A 14,657-nucleotide genomic window follows, 5' to 3' on the forward strand; every position below is an offset into this window, starting at 1 on the left:
CAAAATAGGGGGTCGACGTGCATAGGGTTCGCGCAAAACTGGATTGGTTCAAAACCGTCATCCTGCCACAGGAAGCAGCACTGCGCGGTCGTTTGCGACGCATTTTGCCCTCCACCCATGAACTGGACGACATGGTCGCCGAAGTCATGACCCGCGCCTATGCGACGGAAAATTGGGAAAATGTGACGACAGGCCGCGCCTATCTCTTCACCATCGCCCGCAACCTCGTCATCGACACCGCCCGCCGTAACAAGGTGGTCAGCTTCGAAACCATGGCCGACCTGGAACTGCTGGGCGGCGAAAATACGATCGAGGCGCAATTGAACGCCCGCGAAGCGCTGCGTCAGGTGCAGGTCATCGTCGAGTCGCTGCCTGCTCAGTGCCGTCGCGTGTTCATTCTTCGCCGCATCCACGAAAAATCCATGCTGGAAATAGCGGAGGAGATGTCCCTATCCGTTTCTACTGTTGAAAAACATCTGGCCAAAGCCATCGCGATAGTTATGCGGGCCTGGGCAGAACGTGAGGAAACGGATTTCGAACGTGCAGGGGTCGGAGCCAGGATCAAGCTGCGGGACCAGGGCCGCGATCGAAGCGGAAGCAGCGCGCCTGCTGGCCAGGCTTAACAGCGATCCCAGCCCGCAGGACGAAGCCGAAATTTGCGCATGGGTAGAGGCTGACCCCAGCCACGCCGTTGCGTTCGCCCGTGCCGAAGCAGCATGGGAAGCGGCCGAGCGACTGAAAAGCGCCGCCGCCGAAGTCACCCTGCCCCCGCTGGCGCAGATCGTCAGCGAAGAACAGCAGCGCCGCCTGTCGCGCAACGTCATGGTCGCCGCCGCCGTCGCGGTCATGCTCTTCATCGTCGCCGCCATCGTCACCGTCCGCACGTTCAGCGGGGTGGAGCGTTTCCAGACCGGCATCGGCCAGATCCGCGACATCGCGCTGGAAGATGGATCGACCCTGCACCTCAACAGCGACAGCGAAGCCGAAGTCCGCTTCACCGACAATGGCCGCAAAGTGCGCATCCTGAAGGGCGAAGCTTCGTTCGATGTCGCCCGTGACGCCGAACGCCCGTTCGACGTTGAAGCACGATCGGCGGTCATCCGCGCGGTCGGCACCGCCTTCAACGTGCGGATGCGTCCCTCGATCGTCGAACTCACCGTCACCCACGGCACCGTCACCGTCCATTCGGGCGACAATGTGCAAAAGCGCGTCAGCGCAGGCAGCGGCGCGGTGATCCAGCCGCGCACCATCGCGCTCACCCGGCTGGACCCCAAGCTGGTTGGCCAGCGCACGGCCTGGCGCGAACAGATGGTCGAACTGGACGGTGAAACCATCGAGCAGGCGGCAGGCGAGTTCAACCGCTACCGCACCGCGCCGATCCTGATTGGCGATACGCGGGTGTCGGCGCTGCGAATCGGCGGCCGCTTCCGCATCAGCGACAGCCGCGAATTCCTCTCCGCCCTGCAACTGAGCCTCCCCATCCGCGCGGTCACGGGCGAGGATGGCTCGGTCATGCTGCTCTATCGCGACGAAGAGCCGGCGATGGCGGACAATGGGGTCGGCTTGTGACGCGCAGGGCGGACCAATGTAGAAGCGTGATGCCTACATCTTGATCCGTTCGTTTCGAGCGAAGTCGAGAAACGTGGTGAGCAGGTTTCTCGACTTCGCTCGAAACGAACGGATGTGGGGATTTCACCCGGGACGCATCAGTTTCAAAACCCGCTCGGGCAATAGCCTGCCCCTACCCCAACAACTCCCGCACCATCTCCGGCACCAGTACACTCGCCGGTCCCAGCCGGCTTTCCTCGAAATAATAACTGCCCGCTGAAGGATCGAGATTGAGCTCCAGCGTTCGCGCGCCGACATGGCGGGCGGTCTGGACGAAACCTGCCGCCGGATAGACCGCGCCGGACGTGCCGATCGACACGAACAGGTCCGCGCGCCGCAGCGCATCGTCGATCGCGTCCATCTCATAGGGCATTTCGCCAAAGAACACGATGTCGGGCCGCAGCCTGGGCTTGCCGCAGCCATCGCATACCGATCCGGGCGGCAGCGATCCGCTCCACGCCACCGCCTTCCCGCACGCCGCGCACAGCGCCGATCGCAGCGCGCCATGCATGTGGATCAGCCGCTTCGCCCCAGCCCGTTCATGCAGGTCATCGACATTCTGCGTGACGATCAGCAATTCGCCCGGCCACGCCCTGTCGAGCGCCGCCAGCGCCTCATGCGCGGCATTGGGCGCCACATCGTCCAGCTTCGCGCGCCGCTCGTCATAGAAGCGATGCACCAGCGCGGGATTGCGCGCGATCGCTTCGGGCGTGCAGACATCCTCGACGCGATGCCCTTCCCACAATCCGTCCGGCCCGCGAAAGGTGGCAAGCCCGCTTTCGGCGGAAATCCCCGCGCCGGTGAGGATGACGATATTGCGTATGTCCGGGTTCATGTCGCCCAGCCTAGCCAATGCGCCGCGTCAACGCCATGCTCCTGCTTATCGAAGTCTTTACCCCGTCCGGGCTAGACCCCGACGCATTATTAAAGCCGGAACATGCCCCATGCGTTTTGCCCAGACCCTGCCCCTGATCGCCGCCCTCGCGCTGCCGCAGCCCGCCTTTGCGCAGGTCGCCGTTGCCGATAGTGGCGATACCGGCTGGATGATCCTTTGCGCGCTGCTCGTGCTGCTGGCCGCATTGCCGGGGCTGATGCTGCGCCATGCGGGGCTGGTCAATGTGCGCAATGCGCTGTCGGTGATGACGCAGGGCGCGGCCGTGATTGCGATCGTGTCGCTGGTCTGGGGAATCGCGGGCTATTCCATCGCCTATGCGCCGGGCAGCGCATGGCTGGGCGGCGGCGCGAACCTGCTGCTCGCCAATCTGGGGCAATTGCGCGACGGGATGACCGTACCCGAATCCGCCTTCGTCCTGTTCCAGATGGCGCTGGCCCTGCTGGCCGCCTGTCTGCTGATCGGTGCGGTTGCGGAACGGGTGCGGCTGGGCTGGCTGATCGGCTTCGCGCCGCTCTGGCTGTTGCTGGTCTATGCGCCGACTGTCCATGCGGTGTGGGGCGGCGGCTGGCTCGCCGACCTTGGCGTGCTGGATTTTGCCGGCGGGCTGGTCGTGCATGGCGTTGCGGGCTTTTCCGCGCTGACTCTGACCCTGATCGCCGGGCGGCGGCGCGAAGCCTCCGAACCCGGCCATTCCCCCGTACTCGGTCTGGCGGGCGGCGCATTGCTGTGGATCGGCCTGTCGGGCGTGGTCGGCGGCTGGGCACTGGGCGCAACCGATGACGCCGCGACCGCCATCCTGAACTATCATTTTGCCGCCTGCGCCGCCGCGCTGCTCTGGGCCTTGCTCGACCGGCTGCTGGGCGCGCGCACCAGCGCCACCGGCATCCTGTCCGGCGCCCTGGCGGGAATCGCCGCCATTTCGGCCAGCGCCGCTTTGGTGGGCACAGGCGGCGCGATGATGATCGGCGTGATTGCAGCAATTGTCTGCCGCATCGGCGGCGGGCTGGCGGCGCGCTGGATCGACGATCCGGCGGGCATATTCGTGGTGCACGGACTGGGCGGCCTCACCGGCGTCCTGCTGCTCCCCATCTTCGTCCTGCCGCTGCTGGGCGGGGTCGGCTATGAAGTGCCGGTCAGCCTGAGCGCCGCGCTGCTCAGCCAGCTCGCCGGTCTTGCCATCGTCGCGCTCTGGGCGATGATCGGCACCGCCATCGCCGCGCTGATCGTGTCGATGGTCATCCCCATGCGCGTGGGCGCGCAGGAAGAAGCCGACGGCCTCGACGCCAGCCAGCATGGCCAGCAGGCCTGGGATTTCCGCTAAACGCCATGACTGTTGCCGTCGCCATTTTCGCCCATCAGGAAGAAAAGCGCATCGCCACCTGCCTTGGCTCGCTGCCGCTCGACCGGGCGGATACGCTGTTCCATGTGCTGGTCAACGGCACCACCGACGCCACCGTGGCGCGGGCGCGGGAAGCGGCGGGCGGGCGATCGAACGTCATCGTTCATGACATTGCCGCGGGCGGCAAGTCACGGACCTGGAACCATCTGATCCATGACCTGCTGAACGGTAGCGAGCAGGCCGTCGTCTTTCTGGATGGCGACGCGGAGATACAGAGCGGGTCGATTGACGCGCTGGTGGCGGACCTTGCCGCCCACCCCCATGCCAATGCCGCCGCCGGTATGCCGGTCAATGGCCGGATGGCGCAAACCTATCGCCGCAATCTGCGTGCCGACGGCGGGCTGTTTGGCGATCTCTACGCGCTGTCGGGGCTCTTCGTCGGCGCGATCCGCATGCGCGGCCTGCGCCTGCCCGACGATCTGATTGGCGATGATGGGCTGGTCGCGGCCTGGGCGCATACCGATCTGCAAAAGGATAGCGGCTGGGACGTTACCCGTGTGATCGCCTGCGACGGCGCGGGCTTTGCCTGCGAACAGGTCAGCCTGACCCGTCCGTCCACCTGGACGATGCAGTATAAGAGGCTTCTGTGGTTGCCGCCCGTGAGGCAAGAAGTATTTGAACCGGTGAACAGGTGATCGAGCGCGGTCTTCTGTCAGGCCTTTGATTGCAGCGTTTTCCAGAAGCCGCTGGCCGGTATGGTGATCCGCGGATCAGGTCCAAATCTGATTCACGAGCTCGAAACTCGGGACTCTTAACTGGTTTTCCTGATCCAGATCTGTTCGATCATTTTGCCCATTCGGGTCGTCGCCTTCTCACTCCCCCTTACCAGCTTGGGCCTTGCGCAGCCTTTCTATCAGGCGGCGATTGCCGTTGCCGGGGTTCGATAATCTTCCTGTTTCGTCAACATCGCCCAGATCATCCGGGCCATCTTGTTGGCCAATGCGATTGCCACCAGCATCCGTGGCTTGCGCGCCAGCATGCGGGCTAGCCACGATGTTTCTGAGATCGATTTTCGGCCCATCCAGTTCAATCGCGACATGGCGCCCATGATAAGCAGCTGGCGAATGTCGCTTTGCCCGGCTTTGGAGACGCGGCCATGACGGGTCTTGCCTCCGCTCGAATGCTGTTTCGGCACCAATCCCAGCCAAGCGGCAAAGTCCCTGCCGCATTTGAAGCTCTCCATTGGCGGGGCAAACGCTTCGACTGCCAGAGCCGTCATCGGCCCCACTCCAGGCATGGTCTGTAGCCTTCGAGCCATGTCTGCTTGCCCTGCCAGATCCTTGATCCGGCGGTCGCTTGTCGCAATCCGCACGGTCATTGCTTCGATCTGCTCCAGCAAATCGCGGCATTCAATCCGGGCAATCTCAGGCAGATCGCTGTTGGGCTCGGTGATGATCGCGGCGATCCGGGACACGTTATTGATGCCCTGCGGCACCACATGACCGAGCTCGTAAAGAAAAGCGCGCAGCATGTTGACCAGTTCGGTGCGCTGCTGAACTAGCCGGGTCCGCGCCCGGAACAGCATTGCCCGACCTTGCTGCTCGGCTGATTTTGGCTCGACGAAGCGCATTTCCGGTCTCTGGGCGGCGATCACGATCGCCTCGGCGTCTGCCGCATCATTCTTCTGCCGCTTCACAAACGGCTTCACGTATTGCGGCGCAATCAGCTTCACCTCGTGGCCCAGGCTGGTCATCTCGCGGGCCCAGTAATGCGCGCTGCCACAAGCCTCCATCACAACCACCGCACGAGGCTGCTCGGCCATAAACTTGAGGAAACTCTGCCGCGACAGCTTTTTACAAAACCGAAGCTGACCTGTCATCGACGCGGCATGCAGCTGAAAAACAGCTTTTGCCAAATCAACCCCGATCATCATATCCTTTGTCACGGTTGCCGTCCTTTCCGCTCAGTGGCCTTTCAACACCACTATCTTGGCACATTGCGATGCCGTCTGGGGAGGGCGGCAACCACCCCATCTGATTAACTATTCGGTCCGCTTCTTCCAGAACCGGATCGTGTCGGACATCATGACGCGGCAGGGACCGGACGGCCTGCCCCCGCGCCTTTCCAGCCTCTACCCCGACTGGCTCCCCCGCTTCCGCCCGCGCGGCGGCATCAGCGCCTGGTTCGACCGCAAGGCATTGGCCCGGATGCGGGACGCGCTCTAAGCTCCGCCGCCCGCCTGGGCTGGCAAACGGGTTAGCGATCCTTGCCCGCCAGTTCCTTGTTCACGAACAGCGCCAGGCCGGTGACGACCGCACCCGACAGCAGATAGGCGCCCGACGCCGCCAGCCCGAACTCGGCGGAAATCGCCAGCGCGACCAGCGGGGCAAAGCCCGCCCCCACTAGCCAGGCAAGATCCGACGTCAGCGCCGACCCGGTATAGCGGGTCGCGGTACGGAAATTGGAGGCTACCACGCCCGACGACTGGCCAAAGCTGAGGCCAAGCAGGATGAAGCCCAGCACCATGAAGGCGACCTCGCCCAGATCGCCGCCATTCAGCAGCAGCGGCGCGGCGACCGCGAAAAAGCCGATGCCGACCGCCGAAAAGCCCAGCAACCGGCGGCGCCCGATCATGTCGGCAACGAAGCCGGAGACGATGATCGCCAGCACGCCGACAAACGCGCCGATCACCTCGATCACCAGAAAGCGCTCCAGCGGCTGGTCGGTGTAGAGCGCGATCCACGACAGCGGAAACACGGTGACCATGTGGAACAGCGCGAAACTGGCCAGCGGGGCAAAAGCGCCGATGACGATGTTGCGCCCTTCGCTGCGCACGGTCGGGATGACCAGCGAAGGCTGAAGCTCGCGCTTTTCATACAGGCGCGAAAACTCCTCCGTCACCACGATCCGCAACCGCGCGAACAAAGCCACCACATTGATCGCGAACGCCACGAAGAAAGGATAGCGCCAGCCCCAATCGAGGAAATCGGCGCGCGACAAGGTCGACAGGAAGAAGGCGAACAGGCCCGCCGTCACCATCAGCGCCAGCGGCGCACCCAGTTGCGGCATCATGGCGTACCAGCCGCGCTTGCTCTGCGGCGCGTTGAGCGAGAGCAAGGATGCAAGACCATCCCAGGTGCCGCCCAGCGCCACCCCCTGCCCCGCGCGGAACAGCGCCAGCAGCACGGCCGACCAATGGCCGATCGTCGCGTAGCCGGGCAGGAACGCGATAGCCGCGGTCGATCCGCCAAGCAGGAACAGCGCGATGGTCAGCTTCACCCCGCGGCCATAGGCGCGGTCGATCGCCATGAAGATGACCGACCCGATCGGCCGGCTCACAAAGGCGAGCGCAAAGATGGCGAAGGACCAGAGCGTGCCCTGCAGCGGCGACAGATAGGGGAACACATGGGCGGGAAAGACGATGCAGGACGCGATGGCATAAACGAAAAAGTCGAAAAATTCCGACGTCCGCCCGATGATGACGCCAATGGCGATCTCGGTCGGCGCGATTTTCTTGTCGCCATGCGCATGAAGATTGCGCACGTCATGCTCCGCCTGCGTCTTGTTGGGCGTTGTCGTCGCGGATGTCATGGCGTGAAAAGGGCCTTCATGCTGCGGGAACGATTGTTCGCCCTACTTCGTTGCATGGCGAATCATCGGCTTGTCAAATAGACCCATGCCCTATTTCGCAACCGCACAGGGATAGGACAAAAGGTCCAATGTCGCCCCGGTAACTTCCTGACTAGACGGAGGCCATGATCGCTCGACCGCCCGCCAAAAGCCGCGCAATTCTGCGCCGATTCGCGCCCGTTCTGCTGCTGCCGCTGGGGGCGTGCAACTGGGTGGTCATGGCCCCGTCGGGCGACGTTGCAATGCAGCAACGCGACCTCATCCTCATCGCGACCGCGCTGATGCTGCTGATCGTGGTGCCAGTGATGGGCACGATCGCCTGGTTCGCCTGGAAATATCGCGCAAAGGCGCAGGCCGCCGATTATGACCCCGACTGGGACCATTCGACCAGCCTGGAATTGCTGATCTGGTCCGCGCCGCTGCTGATCATCATCGCGCTGGGTGCGGTCACCTGGACCAGCACCCATCTGCTCGACCCCTATCGCCCGGTCGAACGGCTCGACCCGCAGCGCAAGGTCGATCCGGCGGCAAAGCGCCTGCAGGTCGAAGTCGTCGCGCTCGACTGGAAATGGCTGTTCATCTATCCGGAACTGGGGATCGCCACAGTCAATGAACTGGCCGCGCCGATCGACCAGCCGATCGAATTCAAGATCACGTCCGCATCGATCATGAACAGCTTTTTCGTGCCCGCGCTCGCCGGGCAGATCTATGCCATGCCGGCAATGCAGACCAGCCTGCACGCGGTCGCCAACCGGCCCGGCACCTTCGACGGCTTTTCCGCCAACTATTCGGGCGCCGGCTTTTCCAACATGCGCTTCAAATTCCACGCCATGGACCAGCGCGGCTTTGACCAGTGGGTCGCCCGCGTGAAGGCCAGCGGCCAGAGGCTGGACCGCGCCACCTACGTGAAGCTGGAACAGCCCAGCGAAAAGGTGAAGCCGATCTATTTCGCCAGCGTCGAACCCCGCCTGTTCCACGCCGCGCTCAATATGTGCGTGCAACCGGGCAAGCGCTGCATGGACCAGATCATGATGACCGACGCCCTAGGCGGGGCGGGCAAGGAATCGGCCCGCGACACGGCTGGCCTGCGCCATGACGGCACCATCGACGTAGGCGGCTATCACCCGGTCGAACCCGGCAAGAAGGGGGAGATCGCGCAGCCCGCAGGCATGACGCCCGCCGCCGAACGCACCCCCGCCGAGCGCGGCAACCAAGCGCCGGGGCAGCAGGATCATGAGGGGCATGGGGGTGGCCATGGCATGTGATGTTCATTCCTCCCCTGCAAGGGGAGGGGGACCGGCGGAGCCGGTGGAGGGGTGTCGCCCTCACGATAGGGCGACACCCCTCCGTCAGGGCTTCGCCCTGCCACCTCCCCTTGCAGGGGAGGATCAATTCCGAGCCAACACCCCCTTCCCCCTTTCAAGGCCCTAACGTCCATGTCCCCGCATCCCGCCTCCGAAAATAGCGGCATCTGGAAGCTGATCTTCGGTCGACTCGACTGGAGTTCGCTCCCGCTGCATGAGCCGATCGTCGTCGGCACCTTCGTGATGGTCGCGCTGGGCGGCGCGGTGGTGCTGGGCCTCATCACCAAATATCGGCTGTGGGGCATGTTGTGGCGCGACTGGTTCACCACCGTCGACCATAAGCGCATCGGCATCATGTACATGGTCCTGGGACTGATCATGTTCCTGCGCGGCTTTGCCGACGCGATCATGATGCGGCTTCAGCAGGCGATGGCCTTCAACGGTTCCGAAGGCTATCTGAATTCCCATCATTACGACCAGATTTTCACGGCGCATGGCGTCATCATGATCTTCTTCGTCGCGATGCCGATGATCACGGGGATCATGAACTATATCGTCCCGCTCCAGATCGGCGCGCGCGACGTCAGCTTTCCTTTCCTCAACAATTTCAGCTTCTGGATGACGACGGCGGGCGCCGTCATCGTCATGATGTCGCTGTTCGTGGGCGAATTCGCCCGCACCGGCTGGCTCGCCTATCCGCCCTTGTCGGGCATCGCCTATTCGCCGGGCGTAGGCGTCGACTATTATATCTGGGGCTTGCAGATCGCGGGCATCGGTACGCTGCTATCGGGCGTCAACCTGATCGCCACCATCGTCAAGATGCGTGCGCCGGGCATGACGATGATGAAGCTGCCCATCTTCACCTGGACGTCGCTCTGCGCCAATATCCTGATCGTCGCCGCCTTCCCGGTGCTGACCGCCGTGCTGGCGCTGCTCAGCCTCGACCGTTATGTCGGCACCGCCTTCTTCACCAACGACATGGGCGGCAACCCCATGATGTATGTGAACCTGATCTGGATCTGGGGCCATCCGGAAGTCTATATCCTCATCCTGCCGCTGTTCGGCGTGTTCAGCGAAGTCACCTCCACTTTCTCGTCCAAGCGCTTGTTCGGCTACAGCTCGATGGTCTACGCCACGATCGTCATCGCGCTGCTCAGCTATCTCGTCTGGCTGCACCATTTCTTCACCATGGGTTCGGGCGCCAGCGTCAACAGCTTCTTCGGCATCACGACGATGGTGATTTCCATCCCCACCGGGGCCAAGCTCTTTAACTGGCTGTTCACCATGTATCGCGGGCGCATCCGCTACGAACTGCCGATGATGTGGACGGTCGCCTTCATGCTGACCTTCACCGTGGGCGGCATGACCGGCGTGCTGCTCGCCGTTCCGCCGGCGGATTTCGTGCTGCACAATTCGCTGTTCCTGATCGCCCATTTCCACAATGTCATCATCGGCGGCGTCCTGTTCGGCCTGTTCGCGGCGATCAATTACTGGTGGCCCAAGGCCTTTGGTTTCCGGTTGGAGACGACATGGGGCAAGCGCAGCTTCTGGCTGTGGGTCGTGGGCTTCTGGGTCGCCTTCATGCCGCTCTATGTGCTGGGCCTGATGGGCGTCACCCGCCGGATGCGCGTGTTCGATGATCCCAGCCTGCAAATCTGGTTCCAGATCGCGGCGCTGGGCGCGGTGATGATCGCGGGGGGCATCGCCTGCATGCTCATCCAGTTCGCCGTCAGCATCAAGAATCGCGACCAGTTGCGTGACACGACCGGCGATCCGTGGGACGGCCGCACGCTCGAGTGGGCGACCAGTTCGCCTCCGCCCGACTATAATTTCGCCTTCACCCCGCTCATCCATGATGGCGATGCCTGGGCGGACATGAAGAAGCGCGGCTATGAGCGTCCGCTGACCGGCTATGCCCCCATCCACATGCCGTCCAACACCGGCACCGGCATCATCATTGCGGGCCTGTCGGTCGCCTTCTCGGTCGGGATGATCTGGTACATATGGTGGCTGGCGGGCCTGTCCTTCGTCGCCATACTGGCGGTCGCGATCGGGCATACGTTCAACTACAAGCGCGATTTCTACATCCCACGGGACGTGGTTGAGCGTACCGAGGGCGAGCGCAGCGCGCTGCTCGCAACACAGGGCTAAGCATCATGGCCACACGATCCGCAATCGACCCCGCCTTCCTCGATAATGACGGCAATCCGCTCTTCCATCTGGGCGAAGATCCGCATCATCCCGAAGGGTCCAGCACGGCGCTGGGCTTCTGGATCTACCTGATGAGCGATTGCCTCATCTTCGCCTGCCTGTTCGCCATCTATGCCGTGCTGGGCGGCAATTATGCGGCGGGACCGGGACCGCGCGACCTGTTCGACCTCAATCTCGTCGCGCTCAACACCGCGATGCTGCTCTTCTCATCCATCACCTATGGCTTTGCCATGCTGGCGATGGAGAAGGACAAGGTCGGCGCGACGCAGGCCTGGCTCGCCATCACCGGCCTGTTCGGCCTGGCGTTCCTGAGCATCGAACTCTACGAATTTGCCCATCTCATCCATGAAGGCGCAACCCCGCAACGGTCGGGCTTCCTGTCCGCCTTCTTCGCGCTGGTCGGCACCCATGGCCTGCACGTCACCTTCGGCATCATCTGGCTGGTGACGCTGATGGTGCAGGTCGGGCAAAAGGGGCTGATCGCCGCCAACCAGCGCCGCCTGATGTGCCTGTCGATGTTCTGGCATTTCCTCGACGTCATCTGGATCGGCGTCTTCACCTTCGTCTATCTCATGGGGATGCTGCGATGAGCGCGCACGATCACGGCCACGATCACGACCATGGGTCTGGTAGTCACGGCACCATGGGCAGCTACATGATCGGCTTTGGCCTGTCGGTGCTGCTGACGGCCATTCCCTTCTGGCTGGTCATGAACCAGACCTTCGCCAATCCGCAGGTCACCGCCTTCGTCATCATGGGCTTTGCCATGGTGCAGACCATCGTCCACATGATCTACTTCCTGCACATGAACACCCGCTCGGAAGGCGGCTGGTCGATGATGGCGCTGCTCTTCACGCTGGTGCTGGTGGTTATCACCCTGTCCGGCTCGATGTGGGTCATGTATCATCTCAACAACAATATGATGCCCCATATGGAGCATGACATGAGCCAGATGCCGTGACATCGCACAGCCAGGGCCGGGTGGGTTTCCCCGTCGGCCTGACGCTGATCGCCGCCTTGCTGTTTACGGGGCTGTGTGCATTGGGCGTGTGGCAGGTGGAGCGGCTGGCGTGGAAGCGTGACCTGATCGCCCGCGTCGACGCGCGCATCCACGCCACGCCTGTCGCCGCGCCGGCTAGCGCCACCGGGGCCGACGAATATCGCCGCGTGCGCGCGACCGGCACCTTCCTGCACGACCGAGTAACGCTGGTGCAGGCTTCCACCGTGCGCGGCCCCGGCTTTTGGGTGCTGACGCCGCTGCGCCGCCCCGATGGCACGATCCTCCTGGTCAATCGCGGTTTCGTGCCGCACGACGCCCGCACCCGCTACGCCCGCCCGGCAGGGACGGTCCGCATCACCGGCCTGCTGCGTCTTACAGAGCCGGGCGGCGGCTTCCTGCGGTCGAACGATCCCGCCGCCGACCGCTGGTATTCGCGCGATGTCGCCGCCATCGCCGCCGCGCGCGCCCTGCCCGCGACCGCCGATTATTTCATCGACGCCGACGCCGGGACACAGCCCGATGCCCTGCCCGTCGGCGGCCTCACCGTCATCCGCTTCCCCAACAATCATCTTGTCTATGCACTGACATGGTTCAGTCTGGCCGCCATGGTCGCGGGCGCCTATATCCTCCTCATGCGTCAAAGCCGCCGTCCATGACCCTGCGCCTGCCGATCGCCGCCCGCTGGCTGCCCAGCCAGTGGCCAGCCGACGCTGCCGGGCGCAAGAATATGGCGCTGCTGGTGCAGTTGCGCTGGATCGCGCTGGCGGGTCAGGTCGCTACCATCCTGATCGTCCATTACGGCATGGGCATCCGCCTGCCGATGGTGCCGATGCTGGTCGTCCCCTGCATCGCGGCTGGCGTGAACCTGGCCAGCCTCGCCATATTGCGGCGGCGCACCGACATCACCCATGCCGAACTGTTCCTGGCGCTGCTGTTCGACGTCCTCTCGCTCACCGCCCAACTCTATATGAGCGGCGGCGCGACCAATCCCTTCATCTCGCTCTATTTGCTCCAAGTCGCGCTGGGTGCGGTGCTGCTCCATCGCTGGAGCGTGTGGGGCATCGTCGCGATCTCCGTGCTGTGCGCCGCCGGCCTCGCCTTTTTCTACCGCCCGCTGGACCTCAGCGACGCGCTGGAGGGCCGCCTGTTCGATCTGCACATCATCGGCACCTGGGTCTGCTTCACCATGATCGCGGTGCTGCTGGTGCTGTTCATGACCCGCGTGACCCGCAACCTGGCCGCGCGCGAAGCCTATCTGGCGCAATTGCGGCAACAGGCGGCGGAGGAAGAGCATATCGTCCGCATGGGCCTGCTGGCGTCGGGCGCGGCGCATGAACTGGGCACCCCCCTCTCCTCGCTCGCGGTCGTGCTGGGCGACTGGCGGCACATGCCCGAAATCACCACCCACCCCGCTCTGGTCGAGGAAGTGGAGGAGATGCAGGCCGCCGTCACCCGGTGCAAGGCGATCCTGTCGGGCATATTGCTGTCGGCGGGCGAAGCGCGTGGCGAAGCGCCGCAGGTCACCAATGTCCGCGCCTTCATCGACTCCATGGCGCAGGGCTGGCGCGCCGCCAATCCGGGGATGCCGCTGCGCTGCGATTTCGGCCCGCACGATTATCCGCGGATCGTCGCTGATCCCGTCATCCGGCAGGCGATCACCAACCTGCTCGATAATGCGCGGGAGGCGGGCGCAACCTATATTGACCTGCTGGTCGGGCGCGAAAGCCAGTGGCTCAACATTGCCGTGCGCGACAATGGACCGGGGTTCGACGCGGACATGCTGGCCGATTTCGGCAAGCCCTATCGCTCCAGCAAGGGGCGGCAGGGCGGCGGGCTTGGCCTGTTCCTGGTCGTCAATGTCGTGCGAAAGCTTGGCGGCTGCGTCAGCGCCAGCAATGGCGCGGATGGCGGCGCGCTGATATTGCTGCGCCTGCCGCTTGGCACGCTCGCGATCGGGGAGGATAGCGATGACCGATAACCGCCTGCTCATGATCGTCGAGGATGACGACGCCTTCGCCAAGACGCTCAAACGCTCGTTCGAGCGGCGCGGCTATACCGTGCTGATCGCCGACAGTCAGGAAATGGTCGTGCAATTACTGGCGGATCATGATCCGGGCTATGCCGTCGTCGACCTCAAACTGGGCGGGCAATCCGGGCTGGTCTGCGTCCAGGCGCTCCACGCCCATGATCCCGACATGCTCATCGTCGTGCTTACCGGCTTTGCCAGCATTGCCACCGCGGTAGAGGCGATCAAGCTGGGCGCCACCAACTATCTCGCCAAACCGTCCAACAGCGACGACATCGAAGCCGCCTTCGCCCGGTCCGGCGGCGACACCGCCATCCCGCTCGCCCCCCGCCCGACGTCGATCAAGACGCTGGAGTGGGAACATATCCATGAAGCGCTCAAGGACAGCGAGTTCAACATTTCCGAAGCCGCCCGCCGCCTGGGCATGCACCGCCGCACCCTGGCCCGCAAACTCGCCAAGCGCCAGATCGGCTGACGCCCAATCGGTTGACGGCGCATTTCCCCCGTGGCAATGGGCGGTCGAACGCGGGTGTAGCTCAATGGTAGAGCAGCAGCTTCCCAAGCTGACGACGGGGGTTCGATTCCCCTCACCCGCTCCAATTTTCCCAATCCTCTGGATAATCCAAACGCGCCTTGGCGACCGG

General features: G+C 63.8%; 13 protein-coding genes, 1 tRNA gene and 2 pseudogenes. 13 read left to right on the forward strand and 3 right to left on the reverse strand.

Annotated elements, in window-relative coordinates; translation table 11 throughout:
• Positions 1–17 precede the first annotated feature (17 nt).
• Both AC07X9_RS08485 and AC07X9_RS08490 read left to right on the forward strand, forming a co-directional pair.
• Positions 18–623: a sigma-70 family RNA polymerase sigma factor gene (locus tag AC07X9_RS08485; RefSeq protein ID WP_017184226.1), complete on the forward strand. Its 606-nt coding sequence runs from the start codon at positions 18–20 to the stop codon at positions 621–623.
• A complete protein-coding gene (locus AC07X9_RS08490; protein ID WP_017184227.1) occupies positions 541–1,569 on the forward strand; it encodes a FecR family protein in 1,029 nt (342 codons plus the stop codon). Before AC07X9_RS08485 ends, AC07X9_RS08490 begins: the two co-directional genes overlap by 83 nt.
• A gap of 172 nt (positions 1,570–1,741) precedes the next feature.
• Here the strand turns inward: AC07X9_RS08490 and AC07X9_RS08495 are convergent, their stop codons facing one another.
• Positions 1,742–2,443: an NAD-dependent deacylase gene (locus tag AC07X9_RS08495; protein ID WP_017184228.1), complete on the reverse strand. Its 702-nt coding sequence runs from the start codon at positions 2,441–2,443 to the stop codon at positions 1,742–1,744.
• 109 nt (positions 2,444–2,552) lie between these two features.
• Here AC07X9_RS08495 and AC07X9_RS08500 point away from each other — a divergent pair, with 109 nt between their 5' ends.
• Positions 2,553–3,824: an ammonium transporter gene (locus AC07X9_RS08500; protein WP_017184229.1), complete on the forward strand. Its 1,272-nt coding sequence runs from the start codon at positions 2,553–2,555 to the stop codon at positions 3,822–3,824.
• Between the two features lie 5 nt (positions 3,825–3,829).
• Positions 3,830–4,489 (forward strand): annotated as a pseudogene (locus tag AC07X9_RS08505) (glycosyltransferase family 2 protein); the annotation flags it as partial.
• Positions 4,490–4,755: 266 nt separating this feature from the next.
• Here AC07X9_RS08505 and AC07X9_RS08510 read toward each other — a convergent pair.
• On the reverse strand, positions 4,756–5,775 hold the full coding sequence (locus AC07X9_RS08510) for an IS110 family RNA-guided transposase (RefSeq protein WP_086485900.1): 1,020 nt from the start codon (positions 5,773–5,775) through the stop codon (positions 4,756–4,758).
• 100 nt (positions 5,776–5,875) lie between these two features.
• On the opposite strand from AC07X9_RS08510, the pseudogene AC07X9_RS08515 reads away from it, so the two are divergent.
• Positions 5,876–6,067: pseudogene (locus AC07X9_RS08515) on the forward strand (family 2 glycosyl transferase); the annotation flags it as partial.
• 31 nt (positions 6,068–6,098) lie between these two features.
• On the opposite strand, the gene AC07X9_RS08520 reads toward AC07X9_RS08515, so the two are convergent.
• Positions 6,099–7,433 (reverse strand): MFS transporter, encoded by a 1,335-nt coding sequence (locus tag AC07X9_RS08520; RefSeq protein WP_017184231.1) that lies wholly within the window; start codon positions 7,431–7,433, stop codon positions 6,099–6,101.
• A gap of 164 nt (positions 7,434–7,597) precedes the next feature.
• On the opposite strand from AC07X9_RS08520, the gene cyoA reads away from it, so the two are divergent.
• From cyoA to AC07X9_RS08560, 8 genes are all read left to right on the forward strand, one after another.
• A complete protein-coding gene (cyoA, locus tag AC07X9_RS08525) occupies positions 7,598–8,737 on the forward strand; it encodes a ubiquinol oxidase subunit II (protein ID WP_017184232.1) in 1,140 nt (379 codons plus the stop codon).
• Positions 8,738–8,908: 171 nt separating this feature from the next.
• Positions 8,909–10,927 carry a cytochrome o ubiquinol oxidase subunit I gene (gene cyoB / locus AC07X9_RS08530; protein ID WP_086485740.1) on the forward strand — a complete coding sequence of 673 codons (2,019 nt, stop codon included), beginning with the start codon at positions 8,909–8,911 and terminating at the stop codon, positions 10,925–10,927.
• Between the two features lie 5 nt (positions 10,928–10,932).
• Entirely contained in the window at positions 10,933–11,577 is a 645-nt protein-coding gene (cyoC, locus tag AC07X9_RS08535) for a cytochrome o ubiquinol oxidase subunit III (RefSeq protein ID WP_017181379.1), read from the forward strand.
• A complete protein-coding gene (cyoD, locus tag AC07X9_RS08540) occupies positions 11,574–11,948 on the forward strand; it encodes a cytochrome o ubiquinol oxidase subunit IV (RefSeq protein ID WP_026002088.1) in 375 nt (124 codons plus the stop codon). The genes cyoC and cyoD overlap by 4 nt, the downstream gene beginning before the upstream one ends.
• Positions 11,945–12,643: an SURF1 family protein gene (locus AC07X9_RS08545; protein WP_017181377.1), complete on the forward strand. Its 699-nt coding sequence runs from the start codon at positions 11,945–11,947 to the stop codon at positions 12,641–12,643. Before cyoD ends, AC07X9_RS08545 begins: the two co-directional genes overlap by 4 nt.
• Positions 12,640–13,965, forward strand: coding sequence for an ATP-binding protein (locus tag AC07X9_RS08550; RefSeq protein ID WP_017181376.1), 1,326 nt, complete (start codon positions 12,640–12,642; stop codon positions 13,963–13,965). Before AC07X9_RS08545 ends, AC07X9_RS08550 begins: the two co-directional genes overlap by 4 nt.
• Complete coding sequence (locus AC07X9_RS08555) at positions 13,955–14,488, forward strand: response regulator transcription factor (protein WP_017181375.1); 534 nt, start codon at positions 13,955–13,957, stop codon at positions 14,486–14,488. The genes AC07X9_RS08550 and AC07X9_RS08555 overlap by 11 nt, the downstream gene beginning before the upstream one ends.
• A gap of 50 nt (positions 14,489–14,538) precedes the next feature.
• A tRNA-Gly gene (locus AC07X9_RS08560) sits at positions 14,539–14,612 on the forward strand.
• The last annotated feature ends 45 nt before the right edge of the window (positions 14,613–14,657 follow it).

It is taken from the genome of Sphingobium sp. GW456-12-10-14-TSB1 (genome assembly GCF_059424385.1).

Coding starts and splice junctions, on each gene's coding strand:
- AC07X9_RS08520 (WP_017184231.1), bottom strand. CDS start 7,433: ATGACATCCGCGACGACAACGCCCAACAAGACGCAGGCGGAGCATGAC.
- AC07X9_RS08510 (WP_086485900.1), bottom strand. CDS start 5,775: ATGATGATCGGGGTTGATTTGGCAAAAGCTGTTTTTCAGCTGCATGCC.
- cyoA (WP_017184232.1), top strand. CDS start 7,598: ATGATCGCTCGACCGCCCGCCAAAAGCCGCGCAATTCTGCGCCGATTC.
- AC07X9_RS08555 (WP_017181375.1), top strand. CDS start 13,955: ATGACCGATAACCGCCTGCTCATGATCGTCGAGGATGACGACGCCTTC.
- cyoD (WP_026002088.1), top strand. CDS start 11,574: ATGAGCGCGCACGATCACGGCCACGATCACGACCATGGGTCTGGTAGT.
- AC07X9_RS08495 (WP_017184228.1), bottom strand. CDS start 2,443: ATGAACCCGGACATACGCAATATCGTCATCCTCACCGGCGCGGGGATT.
- AC07X9_RS08500 (WP_017184229.1), top strand. CDS start 2,553: ATGCGTTTTGCCCAGACCCTGCCCCTGATCGCCGCCCTCGCGCTGCCG.
- cyoB (WP_086485740.1), top strand. CDS start 8,909: ATGTCCCCGCATCCCGCCTCCGAAAATAGCGGCATCTGGAAGCTGATC.
- cyoC (WP_017181379.1), top strand. CDS start 10,933: ATGGCCACACGATCCGCAATCGACCCCGCCTTCCTCGATAATGACGGC.
- AC07X9_RS08550 (WP_017181376.1), top strand. CDS start 12,640: ATGACCCTGCGCCTGCCGATCGCCGCCCGCTGGCTGCCCAGCCAGTGG.